The following is a 13,283-nucleotide window of genomic DNA, read 5'->3' on the forward strand; positions in this document are numbered from 1 at the left end:
GGTGGAATGGAGAAGCTTTGCCTTGGCTGCATGGTGGCGACCTGGTGGCCCAGCAGCTCAGAGCCGAGGGCATCGACCGGCTGTTTGTGCTGACCGGCGGCCATGTCTCGCCCATCTTTGATGGCGCCTTCTACCAGGACATCGGACTCATTGACTTCCGCCATGAGCAGTCCGCAGCCCATGCGGCGGATGCTTATGCGCGTCTGCGGCGTCGGCCCGCCGTCGCGGTGGTCACCGCCGGCCCCGGCTTCACCTGCGCCCTGACGGGGCTGGCCAACGCGCATTACAGCCAGAGCCCGATGGTGCTGCTGGCGGGGCGAAATCCTCTCGCCACGGACGGCGCCGGCAATCTGCAGGATGCGCCGCAGGTGGAATTGGCCCGCCCGATCACGAAATTCGCCCAGACCGCCTTTGCTGTGGATCGCATCACGGCGGTGATGAGCCAGGCGTTTACTGCGGCCCGAGCCCCGCGCATGGGGCCGGCCATGGTGGATTTCCCCATTGAGACGCTGCTGGCGCGCGTGGCGCCGGAAGACTGCAGCGTGCCGGCCACACCAGTGTCCGCCGCGCATCCGGATCCGGCGGACGTGCGCAGGGTGGCCCGCTGGCTGGCCGAGGCACAGTCCCCCGTGCTGGTCGCAGGCTCCGGGGCCTACATGGCCGGTTGCGGCGAAGCGCTGGCGGCGTTGGCCGACGCAGCACGGCTGCCCGTTTTCATGAACGGCATGGGCCGGGGCCTGTTGCCGGCCCGTCATCCCATGGTCAGGTTTCGTGGACGTGCCCAGGCACTGGCGCAGGCCGACCTGGTGATCTGCCTTGGGGTGGACTTCGACTTCCGCCTGGGTTTTGGCCAGGGCATTGCGGCGCACGGGGGGCGTGTGGTGCAGGTGGATGCCGATGCGTCCCGCCTGGCTCGCAATCGACCCGTGTCATTGGCGGTCTGCGCGGATTGTCGGACCTTCTCGGAGGCACTGCTGGGCCAAACCTCCGCATTCTCGGTGCGCCACGCACTGGCGGTGCAGGCCGAGTTGCCCAAGCCCTGGGAGGGGAGTGGGCGCGACGAACCGATTGACCCGCGCGACATGGTGCGGGTGGTGTCCGACTTTCTTGATCCCGACGCCACTGTCATTGGCGACGGCGGTGACATCGTGGCCCTGTTCGCGGCGTATCACCGCAGTGAGCGTCCCGGCAGCTGGATGGACCCCGGGCCGTTCGGCTGCCTGGGCATTGGCCCGGCCTTTGCCATGGCCGCCCGGCTGGCGCAGCCTGATCGCCAGGTGGCGGTGATTTCCGGCGATGGGGCGTTTGGCTTCAATGCCATGGAGCTGGATTCGGCCGTCCGCCAGAAGCTCCCCTTTGTGGTGGTCATTGGCAATGACCGCGCGTGGGGGGAGATGCGGACCTTCCATGAGGACATGTTTGGCGGGCATGACCCCCGGGCGCAGTACCTCGGTGCCAACGTGCGCTACGACCTGCTGGCCCAATCGCTGGGCGGCCATGGCGAACGCGTGACGCGGCTTCGCGACCTGCAACCCGCGCTGGCGCGCGCATTCCGAAGCGGGGTGCCCGCTGTGGTGGACGTGATCCTGGACCCCGCCTTCCGCCGACCGGCAGAAACCATTTCCGGCAAGCACGTGGCAGCAGCCTACGGCGGTGACCCGCTGGCTTACCGCCGAGGTCCTTCGGCGGTTGAAACCGTCCGACCCCGTTCAGCCCGACACACCTCAAGACCATGACCCCTGCCGACGCTCCATTGAAGGCCCGTTCCGGCCGCGAGTTCATCCTCGGCTTCGAGGAGGTGATGGATGCGCTGATGGAGACATCGGTGCAATGCAACCGTTTCTGGACGGCCATTCGGGAATCGCCCGAGACCGTTCCCCGACCGGTGTATTTCGGAATGTGCCTGGAGAACTTTCATATCCTGGCGCGCGAGCCTCTCTTTGACGGGCCGGTGCTGGCGTTCTCTGGCAACCATGCCGTGAGAACCACACTCAACCGTTTCTATGCCGAGGAGCTGGGGCACGACAAGCTGCTGCTGAGCTCACTGGCGGCGCTGGGGCTGACGGAGGACGAGGTGCGTCACAGCATCCCGCTGCCGACCACCTGGGCGCTGATCGACGGGCTGGCGTACTGGTCGCGTTTCGAGCCGCTGTTCTTTGCCGCGACCCTGGGCATTCTTGAGGGCCGCGAAGTGGCGGAAGATGCATTCGTGGGCGCGGCGCGACGGCGTCAATTGTCCAAGGGGTTTGTCGACCCGATGATGGCCCATGCGCGCATCAATGCGGTCGGCCGGCATGGCGAACTCTCGCGCGAAGTATTTGGGGCCATCGAGGTGGTGACTGCTGCAGAACAGGCGCGCCTGCGGGAGCTGTTGCCGCTGTTTGTGGCCCTCTACGACGATTTCTATACCGGCATCTGGCACCACTATGCCGCCATGGATGACGGTGAGCGACCCCTGCCGGGGTTTCTTCGGCAGCTGGAGGTGCTGGCATGACCGCTGAAACATTTCTGCAGCGTCCACGCCTGCGCGCCGGCGTGGCGATTGATGAGAATCTGCAGGGCTTCACCGTCCGGCTGCGTGGAAGCAGCTGCCAGATCGACAGCAACGAGGCGGCCAGAGCGCCGCTGAGACAGTTGCTGTCGACGCTGGCCCAAGGCGTGGACCCCGCAGAGGTGTGCACGGCCTTCGGGGATTTCAGCGAGAACGCCCATGCCGTCATCGACCAATTGGACCGCTTTGGCTACATCACGGAGGGTGCAGCCTTCGAGGTTCGCACCGACCTGGTGGAAGCGGACACCTTCCTGCGCGCCTTGTATCGCCTTGCGGAGGGAGACCATGGTGACGCGACACCTTCGCCGTCTGCCGCTCAGAGTGCTGGTGATGGCGTGCGGAGTGAAGGATTCACCTGGCAGTTGGCGCAAGGCACGGCGCAACGGGCGCAGTTGGTGCGGTATGCCATTGAATATCTGCATATCGTGCGCCATGGCCCTGGACTGGTGGCGCCGCTGCTGAACTGGGTGGCGGAGCCGGCGCTGCGAGCCGAGGTGTCCGAGTTTCTGCATGAAGAGTGGCGCCACGACCGCCTGCTGGCGCAAAGCCTCGATGCGGTGGGATTGAATGCCGATGCGGTGCGCCCGGCGGCCATGCTGCCGCCGACCTTTGCGTTGCTTGCGCAACTGGGGGTTCGTGCCACGACAGATCCTTTGGCGCTGGCGTCTCTGCTCTACATTTATGAGCGCTCCAACCCCGCGTTTCATGCGCTCTATGCGGACAACTGCCGCCGCGTCGGTCTGCCGGAGGCGTTTCTGGGGCCGGTGCTCCGGCATGCCAGCATGAATGATGCCGGCCGGCACGATGACATCGCAGCACTGCTGGTGCGGCACTTCTGCCCGGTCGGACGCGAGCGGGCGGTCGCGGCGCTCTCCGATGCCTCCGTGGCGATGGAGCACTTGCGCCGGCTGGACTTGGCGCTGGGTCAGATCCCCTCGGAATGATGCGGCGCGAAGCATGACGGCCGGCGTCTTTTCTCGGTACCGCCGGCCTCGGCTGCTCGCAGACCAGGTGCGGCCGACAGGGGATGGCGCAGTGAAGCTTCAGCGCGGACAGCGCAAGCTCACATTGGACGTCGTTGGCCCTCGTGACGCTGCCCTGGCCGACCTTCGAGCGCTTCAGCGCGGACAGTGGCCTGCGCTGAACGACGCGAGAAACGGATCCCCCCTGGCGGTCATCCTGGACGAACTGGACGCCCTGGGGTGGATTGGTGAGGCGGAACCGGTGGCCCAGGACCTGGATCAAGCCTGGCGGACCAGCCTGGACGCTCTGGTCGAACGCGGTCGGCAGGCCCTCAACGGCGTGGACGAGGGCACACGTCGTGCGATGAAACGCAGGCTTCTTGGCGGCATGAGAGATCCGGCAGAGCCCTTGGGCCGCTACGGGCAAGCCTTGGGTGTGGAGGATGTTCTGGTCCGGGCCTTGCGGGTGCAAGGGGAGCGCGAATCCACCTGGCAGGCGTTGGTGATTGCGCGGCTGTTCGGCGCGGCGGGTACACGCTGGCCTGCGCAGGGGGGCGGCTGGATGGAGGATGCCCGTGAGCTGGAGATTGCGGTGGCGAGCCAGGTGTTCTGGTCCTTGAAGGCGGAAACTGCGCCGATGGCGCTCCCGCCGCTGCCGACGATACGGAGCGCCGCACGGGTCTGTGCGTTGGAGGTGATGCGGGACGCCGAACAGATGCTGCGCGACTGGAATGCGTCGGTCCCGGACGCTCCAGTGCTGGCGGCGGGGCAGTCGGCACGCGCAGCGCGCCAGATTGCGCGGGGCATTCATTTGCAGCAGTACTACGTCTCGCTGAAGTATGTGGAAAGCGTGCTGCCCGTGCTGGGCCGCAGTGCAGCGCCGGGGCTTCGAGCCTTGATCTGGCGCTATCTGCAGGAGGAGATGGGGCACGAAGACTATGAGCTGGCGGCTTGCCTGCAACTTGGCCTGCGGGCCTCCCAGGTACGGGCCAACGTGCCCCTGCCTGCATTTGCTGTGTTCCACCGTGTGATGGCGCATGCTGCGACGCTGCATCCGGTGGTGTGGCTCACGTCCCTGCCGCTGGCCGAGGGGCTTCCAGGAGAGCGTAAACCGCTGCCGGCCGTGCTGGCGCGAGCGGGGCTCCGGGACCCGGCTTTTGCCGCCCATGTCGAAGCGGATGTCACCCTGGATCACGCCTGGATGGCGCGGCGGATCGCCGCTCATTTGGGGACCGTGGATGCGGCGACCCGGCGCGCTGCCGCTCAGATGACGGCAACCACCTGGGCACTCACCCGGCTTGGGTGGGAACAGCTCGTTCACCGCTTCAGTGCTGGAAGCGGGGCTGGTGTGGTGACGTCGCCGTGGGATTGGCCGTGCTGAGCCGGCTTGGCCTCGGCCCAGGGGGGCAGGCCCGCACTGGCTCATGCTCCTTGCCGCAGGCTGAACGTCCGCAGGAAGATCACCGGCGCTGACCGGTCCTTGAGGCGATACCCCATCGGAGGTCGATGGGAGTCGCTTCTGATCTGCCCCACTGGTGCCGTAAATCTTCCGGAAATCTTCCGGAAAGTCCGCCGCCAGCATGCGGGTGCGGAAGCTGCCTTTGTCCACGGGGCGACCCAGCCCCCCCTCATCGGTGCGCTGCAACTGCGGCAGGGTGAAAGGCTCTGGCATCAGGAACGCGGGGCGCGACGTGTAGTCCACCTTGCTGCGCAGCCGTTCCACCGCCGCCTGCAGGGTCTGGCCATGGTCAAAGGCGAGTTGCGGGCCCTGCAACAGGTCAGCCACGCTGAACCAGCCGACGTCAGCGGCCTGGGCGCCCTTGGCCTGCAGGCCCGGAGCGAGGCGGTTGCTGAGCGTGTCCAGCCGCATATTGCCCGTTGGGCTCCTTGTCCTCTAGAATGCATTGAGAATTATTCGCAACAAAATCTGATCCCGAGCGCTGCTTGGGTATTCTGCGGAGTCCCCTGTTGCCAACCGCCGAGTTAGCGCTGCGTGAGCAGCTCCATGTCTGGTACAGCGATCACCATGGCTGGCTGCACGCCTGGCTGAGCAAGCGCCTGGGCTGCCCGCAGCAGGCGGCGGATGTGGCGCACAACACCTTTATGCGTGTGCTGATCGCACGCGATGCGCTGTTCGGTGTCCAGCAGCCGCGTGCCTGGCTGACGACGACGGCCAAGCGCTTGATGGTGGACGACATCCGGCATCGGCGCATCGAACAGGCCTATCTGGCGGAGTTGGCCGCGCTTGGCCGCGAGCAGGACGGCTTTCCTTCGCCCGAGCAGATCGTTGCTGCCGTGCAGGCGCTGATGCAGCTCAGTGCGGCGCTGGAGTCGGTCTCCAGCAAGGCCAGGACCGCGTTCGTGCGGCACTATCTTGACGGCGAGACGCATGCCGCCACGGCCGCCGAACTGGGGGTGTCCACGCGTATGGTGCAGAAGTACCTGGCCCAGGTGCTGCTGCAATGCCGCGGCTTGGGCCGCGGCTGAGGCAGTCGGTAGGTGGACCGCAAGGTGCATGACATGCGCGGCGACCTGGCTGTGGCGGAGGAGGCGGCCGAGTGGATCGTGCGCCTGAGCGCCGATGCCGACGAGGAGCGCGAGGCAGCCCGCCGCGGCTTTGATGCCTGGAAGCGCGCCGATCCCCGTCATGCCGCCGTCGCGGCGGACATGGAACACTTTGTCGAACAGACGAGGCGCCTGGCAGGTCCCGCGACCGAGTTGTGCGCCGCCCGTGCGGCGCTGGATGCGGTGCTGCCACCGCAGCGTCGCAGCCGACGAGGGGCGGTATCGATGGCGCTGCTGCTGACGGCGGCAATAGGCGGCGTGGCCTGGCTGTCTGCCGACCTGCCAGCCCCCTGGTTGGCGGATTTGCACACGGCGGTGGGAGAACAGCGCAGCCAGCGTCTGGCCGACGGCACGATGCTGACGCTGTCGAGCGACAGCGCCGTTGACTACCAGTGGGGCGCGGACCTGCGTCGCGTCAGCATGCGTGGCGGCGAGATCTTGCTGGATGTGGCCAAAGACGCCCGTCGGCCACTGGTGGTCGACACGCCCGAGGGCCGTATTCGCGCGCTGGGCACGCGCTTCATCGTGCGGCGCGATGGGGATGCCACGGTGCTGACGATGCTGGAATCGAGCACGGCCGTGAGCCTGAGCGCCACGCCTGGAGGGCCGACCAGGCCAGCCGAGGCCGTTGTGTCCGCCGGCCAGCAGGTGCGCCTGTCCGCTCATGGCCTGGAGCGCCTGTCGACCATCAGCCCAGGCATTGTGGAAGACGCGTTCAAACTCAGGCGGCTGGTCGCCCAGGACCGTCCACTGTCCGAGGTGCTGGACGAACTGGCACGCAATCGTCGCGGCCTGATCCGCTATGACAAGGCGGCGGTACGGGGCCTGCGCGTGACTGCCGTGCTGCCCTTGGACGACACCGATCGCGCCCTGCAACTGCTGGCCGCCAGCTTTCCGCAGCTGCAGGTGCGTGTGCCAACACGCTGGCTGGTGCTGGTGGACGTCCGGCGCTAGTGTGCTGTCCCACAGGTTCCCGCCAATGAAACCGCGTCTTTCGCGTCTTTCGCGTGTTCCGCGCCTTGCTCCGGCACGACATCCATCGATTGCATTTTTGGCAGTGACTTGCGGGACAGCACATTAGGTGCCGGTTTTTTTTCGCCGCAGCGGTTCCGGTTTCGGCGGCTTGTCCGTCAAGGGGAGTGAAAGGCTTCAAGCCTGCGCGCCTGCCTGGCAGGCGCTGCAGGTGATGTCCTGCCCAATCACCCCTAGGAACTCAGCTCATGAATTCGAACTTCCCACGTACCGCCGCTGCGCGCGCTATTCGCCCAAGTCGCAACACTGCCGCGCCTACGCGACCGCTCGCCTTGGCCCTGGTGATCCACCTCGCCTGGGCGGGCGGCATGGCTGGCTTTCTTGCCTCCGGCGCACAGGCTCAGAGCGCGACCGCGCTGGTGCAGGCCCAGGTGCCGGCAGGCCCGCTGGGCGAGGCGCTGAGCCGCTTTGCGCTGCAGGCCGGCGTGTCGCTGGCAGTGGATGCTGACAAGGTCAAGGGCAAGACCAGCGCCGGGCTGACCGCTGCGGTGACGGTGGATGAGGGCTTCCGCCGTCTGCTGCTGGGCAGCGGCTACCGGATTGATCGCAGCGCGGCCGGCTTTGTGTTGGTGGCTGCGCCCGCTGCGCCGGCCGCGCCCCAGACGGCGCAGGCGGCAACGCCACCCGTGCGCGCATCGGCGCCCGGTGTTGAGCCGACACTGACGACCGTGCTGCCCGTCGTGACGGTCACTTCCAACCGCCTGGGCGACATCACCGAGGGCACCGGCTCCTATACCGCCGGTGCCATCGCCACCGCGACCCGACTGGTGCTGACCCCGCGCGAGACACCTCAAGCGATCAGTGTTGTGACCCGCCAGGAGATGAGCGACTTCAACCTGACCTCAATCGATGCGGTGATGGCACACACCCCGGGTGTCAGCATCGTCACCTACGACAGCGAGCGCACCGAGTATTACGCGCGCGGCTTCGCCATCCAGAACTTCCAGTACGACGGCATCCCGATGCAACGGGACTCTTCTTACTCAGCGGGAAACACACTCACCGACATGGTCATCTATGACCGCGTCGAGGTGCTCAAGGGCGCCACCGGCCTGCTCACCGGCAGCGGCGACCCGGGTGCGACGATCAACCTGATTCGCAAGAAACCGACCAAGAAATTTCAGGGTGAAGTGAGCCTGGGCGCTGGCTCCTGGGATAGTTACCGCAGCCAGCTTGATGTCAGCGGTGCGTTGAACTCGGCAGGCAGCTTGCGAGGCCGTGCCGTGGCGGCCTACCAGGACAATCACTCGCAGCTCGACGGCTACGAACGCAAGACCTCAACCTTCTACGCCGTGCTCGAGGCCGATCTCAGCATGTCAACCCTGCTCACCCTCGGCGCCGATTACCAGGACAACACCCCGACCCGCTCGACCTGGGGCGGCATTCCGATCTATGACAGCAACGGCAACTTCAATGAGATGCCGCGCTCCTTTAACAATGGAGCCAATTGGAGCAGTTGGAAGCAATACACGCGCACCGCTTTCGCCACGCTGGAACACAGCTTCGACAATGACTGGCTGCTCAAGGCCCAGTTCAACCATCAGATCAACGGCTACGACGCACCGCTCGGCGCTGCGGCAAGCGGCTACCCCAATCCTGCCGACGGCAGCGGCGTATCCACCTGGGAAGGCAAGTACGTCGGCAAGACGGTGGCGGATGCCCTCGACGTGTATGCCAGCGGACCGTTTGAGCTGCTCGGGCGCAAACACGAACTGGTGCTGGGGGGCAGCCTGTCGGAGCGCACCTGGACCAATCAGGGCTATTGGACCAATGGCACCAGCGTGACTGATTATTTCGGCTGGAACGGCAACCTTGCCGAGCCGGACTGGGACAACCTGCCGGCCAGCAACAAGTACACCAACCGGGAAGTCACCCGTGAGAGTGGGCTCTACGCCACGGCCCGTCTCAATCTGCGCGACGACCTCAAACTGATCGCCGGCAGCCGCGTGCAGAACTACAAAAACGAAACGACCGATAAATCCGGCGTCATCGTTCCCTACCTCGGCAGCATTTATGACCTGAACAAGCAGTATTCCCTCTACGCCAGCTATACCAGCATCTACAAGCCGCAGAGCCTGCAAGATGTCAACGGCAAAACGCTAGATCCGCTCGAAGGTCTCAACTACGAGGTCGGCATCAAGGGCAGCTTCTTCAACAGCCGCCTGAACGCCAGTGCCTCTGTCTTCATGCTGGAGCAGGACAACTATGCCAATCCCACCAGCAGCTTGACCCCCGGTGGCGACACCGCCTATGAATCCATGAATGGTGTGCGCACCAAGGGTTTCGAAATGGAGGTGTCCGGCGAATTGATGCCGCAATGGCAGATCCACGCGGGCTTCAGCCACAAGATTTCCCGCCAGCAAGGGGAAAAGGTTGTGACACTGACCCCGGAAAACCAGTTCACCCTGAGTACCGCCTACAAGCCCAACGTCCTGCCTGGTCTGACCCTTGGTGGTGGTGCGCGCTGGCAAGACAAAACATGGGACAACGTCAGCCATCCAACACTAGGCACCGTCAAACACACCGTCTCCGGCTACTGGTTGTTTGATGCCATGGCCGGCTACCAGATCGACAAGAACCTCTCGGTCAACCTGAATGTCAGCAACCTGCTCGATAAGAAGTACTACACCATCTTCAGCTGGTACAGCACCTACACCTGGGGCGCCGGGCGGGCCTTCAACTTGAACGCCACGTACAAGTTCTGAGCTTGCTCACTCAGCACATCGGACTGTGCGGCTGCTCAGTCCGATGCGCCCGCCGTGGGCCGATCAGTTCCCAACCCGTGTCGGGACACATGCCGGGCCACAGGTTCTATGTCCTGGAAAGCAAGGGCGAGCGGCTGGTGTTCTGGGGCGACCTGCTTCATGTGGCTGAGGTGCAGTTCCCTCGACCGGACATCACGATCCTGTTCGACGTCGATCCAAAGGCCGCTGCGGCAGCACACCAACGTGCCTTTGCTGATGCGGCGAAAAACGGCTATTGGGTGGCGGGCGACCACGTGAGTTTCCCGGGTGTGGGGCATCTGCAGGCGGATGGCAAGGGCTATCGATGGCTGCCCATGCCCTACGTGAACGATTACTACCAGACACGCTGAAGAAAGGCGGCTGCTGCGGGTGCTCCAAACCGCCGGGCTCAAGCGCATGCTGACCCAGCGACTTCTTGCTCATTGAGCGCTCGCCTTGGCACTGCCCGGTTCTGCTGCGCAGGCTCCGCCACCGTTGCCGCAGCGATTCATCCCCAACTTGAGGTATGCCTGGCGCGCCCGTGCCAGAGGAAGGGATCTCGGTCGGAGGGCCCTGGGTCGGGTCTCCCTTTCATTGATGACATGCCGGTTTGTGGGCGTCGCAACCGTGCGTCGAACCCCGCGATACTCCCCAAGCCATTCGAGCCGCGTCACAGCGGCCTACGTTTCAGGGAGTCATCGCATGACACGCTTCTCTCGCGCTCAGCCGCGGATGCGCCTGGCTGCGCCCGCGCTGCTGCTCTCCACCTGCTGCTGCGCCGTGCTTGCCTGGCCGGGCATCGTCGCGGCACAGACCGGGCCGTCCCGGGTGGTGGCGGACCCGCCACGCCTGCAGCTGATCCGCAAGGCTGCGCGCCCATCGGCGGGCCCGCAGTTGGAAGCACTGGCGCTGCCAGCGGCCACGTCCCATGAGGCCTCGCTGGACCTCAACGTGGTCTATACCGACGGCCAGATCTGGAACCCCGCCACGCAGCGTTTTGACAAGGTGAAGCTGCGCAGCTACCAGGGCAAGCAGGTGGACCCGCAAGCGCCCTTTGTCTCGCCCTTGCTGGAGGTCAAGCCGGGGGACACCATCCGCATCCGGCTCAACAACCAGTTGCCGCCCTTCAACAACATGCCGGTGAGTGACCCCGGCGACGCCAACTGCGCAGCACCGCCCAGCGCCAACACCCCGCACTGCTTCAACGGCACCAACCTGCATACCCACGGGCTGTGGGTGAACCCGGCCGGCAATGGGGACAACGTGCTGCTCTCCATCAACCCCGGCATCAGCTTCGAGTACGAGTACAACATCCCCTCCGACCATCCCGCCGGCACGTTTTGGTATCACACCCACCGCCATGGCTCCACTGCCTTGCAAGTGGCCAGCGGCATGGCCGGCGCGCTGATCATCCGAGGCGACCGCCCACCCACCACAACAGCGCCCGGTGACCTGGACACCCTGCTGACCTCCAGCACCAGCGAGTCCGTCAAGGAGCGCGTGCTGGTGCTGCAGCAGATCCAATACGCCTGCCGGGATGCCAATGGCGTCATCAAGCGCAATGCAGACAAGACCTACAAATGCGACCCCACCGACGTCGGCGGCGTCAAGAACTATGACGACTTTACGCCGACCAGTTGGGCCACGTCCGGCCGCTACACCAGCATCAATGGCCAGGTGCTGCCGTGGTTTGACGATGCGCGCGCTGGCCGGCTGGAACGCTGGCGCCTGATCCATGGGGGCATCCGGGACACCGTCCACCTGCAATTGCGCAAGCTCAAGCCGTTCGCGCCGTCGCCGCAGGCCTTGAAGGCTGCGGACCAGTCGGCCTTCGTGGCCGAAAACTGCACGGGCGACCCGGTGCCGCTGTTCGCCGTCGCGGCAGATGGGCTCACCACCGCAGCGGCGACGGCCACCCCCTCCACCGTGCTGCAGCCAGGCTACCGCTGGGACCTGTTGCTCAACTTCCCGGAAGCAGGCACCTACTGCGTGATGGACCTGAGCGTGCAGTCGTCCGCCAGCGTCAGCCAACTGCCTACCTCACGGCAACTGCTCGGGCTGGTGCGCGTGGGCGCCGGCACTGCGGTGGTGCCAAGCCCGTCGGCCTACCTCACCAATCAACTGGTGGCACTGGCCACCACCAACATGCCGGCAGCGACAAGGGACCTTGTGGTGGCAGACCTGCGCAATGGCTTGAAGCTCAACCGGTTTGTGCCGCACGCCACGGTGACAAACGACGAGGTGACCGGCTCCCAGTTCCTGGCTTTCAACATCGTGGTCGGCGCCAGCCCGCCTTTGTTCCAGGTCAACGGGCGCAGCTTTGAGCCGGGGCGGGTGGATCGCATCCTGACCATCGGCAACGTGGACGAATGGGTGCTGCGCTCAGACCTGGCGAGCCATCCCTTCCACATCCATGTGAACCCTTTCCAGATCGTCCGCATCCTGGACCCGAACGGCAAGGACGTGAGCGGGCCGGATGCCGTGGACGATTGGGGCGGCACCGTGGACCCGCAGTACCGCGGGCTCAAGGGCACCTGGAAGGACACGCTGTGGGTGAAAAACGGCGGCAAGGGCGGGCGCTACACCTTGTTTGTGCGGACGAGGTATGAGCGCTACATCGGGGACTTTGTGCTGCATTGCCACATCCTGGACCACGAGGACCAGGGAATGATGCAGCACATACGGATTGCGTTGCCTGGGGCGGATAACCAGGGAGTGGGGCATTCGCATTGAGTGCGATGGGGTGCACCATGGTTTGTATCTGCATCAGGTGGCGGCGGGGGCGAGCGGCTGGCTGGTGGGCGGGGCTGGGCGCGGGGCTGTGCTTGGTCTCGGGCGCGTGGGCGGCTGCGGGTGTGGCGAACCCGGAGTTGTGTCTCACGACGCGGACCGTGTTGGATGCGCAGGCGGCGAGGGTGTGTTTGGTGCCGACGCCGGCAGAGACTGCTGCGGTCAAGGCAGGCCGTACCAGCGCGGTCGTCGCACTGAGCAGCTTCACGGCCACCGCGCCCGCAAGTGGCCGGATGGTGGCGTTCTGGCACACGCCGGAGGGACGGCGCATTGAATTGGGGCAGTTCACGGCGAGGCCGCATCAAGGCCCGCAGCGCGTCAGGCTCTCATTGGCGGCGGTGGCTTCATTGCTGGAAGAGGGGCAGCCGCTTTGCGTGGAAGTGGTGTTTGTGGATGAGGCAGCGCGCGGCGGGGGGAATGCCGTGGTGGCGTTGGAGTGGGGGAGGGGGGCGCGCTAGGCCAATGAATCATAGAAAACGGCTGTGTATGCTCCACATCTGAGGGTAGGCACTTTGGCCGGATCGTCAGCCGCTGCGCTGTTTCTTACCGGCAGAAGCTTCCCCCCCCCCCCACCGCGCCAACCAACTCATGGCTGACTGCACTCAGAAGCCCGCGCAGCGCTGGATTTCTCTATAGTGCCTGAAGCGGGCTACACAGGGT

Annotated in this window: 10 protein-coding genes and 1 pseudogene; 10 read left to right on the forward strand and 1 reads right to left on the reverse strand. The window is 65.5% G+C overall.

Annotation, left to right across the window (positions count from 1 at the left end; genetic code table 11):
* Window positions 1-17 precede the first annotated feature (17 nt).
* The 4 genes from OU995_RS15550 to OU995_RS15565 all read left to right on the forward strand — a co-directional run bounded on the left by OU995_RS15550 (window position 18) and on the right by OU995_RS15565 (window position 4,894).
* On the forward strand, window positions 18-1,736 hold the full coding sequence (locus OU995_RS15550; protein WP_267830935.1) for a thiamine pyrophosphate-binding protein: 1,719 nt from the start codon (window positions 18-20) through the stop codon (window positions 1,734-1,736).
* Window positions 1,733-2,494, forward strand: a complete 762-nt coding sequence (locus tag OU995_RS15555) for an iron-containing redox enzyme family protein (RefSeq protein ID WP_267830936.1) — start codon at window positions 1,733-1,735, stop codon at window positions 2,492-2,494. The genes OU995_RS15550 and OU995_RS15555 overlap by 4 nt, the downstream gene beginning before the upstream one ends.
* On the forward strand, window positions 2,491-3,495 hold the full coding sequence (locus OU995_RS15560; RefSeq protein ID WP_267830937.1) for an iron-containing redox enzyme family protein: 1,005 nt from the start codon (window positions 2,491-2,493) through the stop codon (window positions 3,493-3,495). Before OU995_RS15555 ends, OU995_RS15560 begins: the two co-directional genes overlap by 4 nt.
* A 91-nt stretch (window positions 3,496-3,586) precedes the next feature.
* A complete protein-coding gene (locus OU995_RS15565) occupies window positions 3,587-4,894 on the forward strand; it encodes a hypothetical protein (RefSeq protein WP_267830938.1) in 1,308 nt (435 codons plus the stop codon).
* A gap of 228 nt (window positions 4,895-5,122) precedes the next feature.
* Here OU995_RS15565 and OU995_RS27585 read toward each other — a convergent pair.
* A pseudogene (locus OU995_RS27585) lies at window positions 5,123-5,383 on the reverse strand (hypothetical protein); the annotation flags it as partial.
* A 98-nt stretch (window positions 5,384-5,481) separates the two neighbouring features.
* Between OU995_RS27585 and OU995_RS15570 the strand changes: the two are divergent.
* From OU995_RS15570 to OU995_RS15595, 6 genes are all read left to right on the forward strand, one after another.
* A complete protein-coding gene (locus OU995_RS15570) occupies window positions 5,482-6,000 on the forward strand; it encodes a sigma-70 family RNA polymerase sigma factor (RefSeq protein WP_267830939.1) in 519 nt (172 codons plus the stop codon).
* A 33-nt stretch (window positions 6,001-6,033) separates the two neighbouring features.
* The gene (locus OU995_RS15575; RefSeq protein WP_267830940.1) at window positions 6,034-7,032 is read left to right on the forward strand and encodes a FecR family protein; all 999 of its coding nucleotides are present in this window, start codon (window positions 6,034-6,036) and stop codon (window positions 7,030-7,032) included.
* A 386-nt stretch (window positions 7,033-7,418) separates the two neighbouring features.
* Entirely contained in the window at window positions 7,419-9,815 is a 2,397-nt protein-coding gene (locus OU995_RS15580) for a TonB-dependent siderophore receptor (RefSeq protein ID WP_267830941.1), read from the forward strand.
* 89 nt (window positions 9,816-9,904) lie between these two features.
* Entirely contained in the window at window positions 9,905-10,204 is a 300-nt protein-coding gene (locus OU995_RS15585; protein ID WP_267830942.1) for a hypothetical protein, read from the forward strand.
* A gap of 331 nt (window positions 10,205-10,535) precedes the next feature.
* Window positions 10,536-12,566, forward strand: a complete 2,031-nt coding sequence (locus OU995_RS15590; RefSeq protein ID WP_267830943.1) for a multicopper oxidase family protein — start codon at window positions 10,536-10,538, stop codon at window positions 12,564-12,566.
* A gap of 191 nt (window positions 12,567-12,757) precedes the next feature.
* Window positions 12,758-13,081, forward strand: a complete 324-nt coding sequence (locus OU995_RS15595; protein ID WP_267830944.1) for a hypothetical protein — start codon at window positions 12,758-12,760, stop codon at window positions 13,079-13,081.
* Window positions 13,082-13,283: the final 202 nt, after the last annotated feature.

Origin of the sequence: Roseateles sp. SL47 (assembly GCF_026625885.1) — a bacterium.
Taxonomy (GTDB): Bacteria; Pseudomonadota; Gammaproteobacteria; order Burkholderiales; family Burkholderiaceae_C; genus Roseateles.

What these genes read in the sequence shown, in the direction of transcription:
- OU995_RS15555 (WP_267830936.1), top strand. Translation starts at nt 1,733, where the DNA reads ATGACCCCTGCCGACGCTCCATTGAAGGCCCGTTCCGGCCGCGAGTTC.
- OU995_RS15560 (WP_267830937.1), top strand. Translation starts at nt 2,491, where the DNA reads ATGACCGCTGAAACATTTCTGCAGCGTCCACGCCTGCGCGCCGGCGTG.
- OU995_RS15575 (WP_267830940.1), top strand. Translation starts at nt 6,034, where the DNA reads ATGCGCGGCGACCTGGCTGTGGCGGAGGAGGCGGCCGAGTGGATCGTG.
- OU995_RS15580 (WP_267830941.1), top strand. Translation starts at nt 7,419, where the DNA reads ATGGCTGGCTTTCTTGCCTCCGGCGCACAGGCTCAGAGCGCGACCGCG.
- OU995_RS15585 (WP_267830942.1), top strand. Translation starts at nt 9,905, where the DNA reads ATGCCGGGCCACAGGTTCTATGTCCTGGAAAGCAAGGGCGAGCGGCTG.
- OU995_RS15590 (WP_267830943.1), top strand. Translation starts at nt 10,536, where the DNA reads ATGACACGCTTCTCTCGCGCTCAGCCGCGGATGCGCCTGGCTGCGCCC.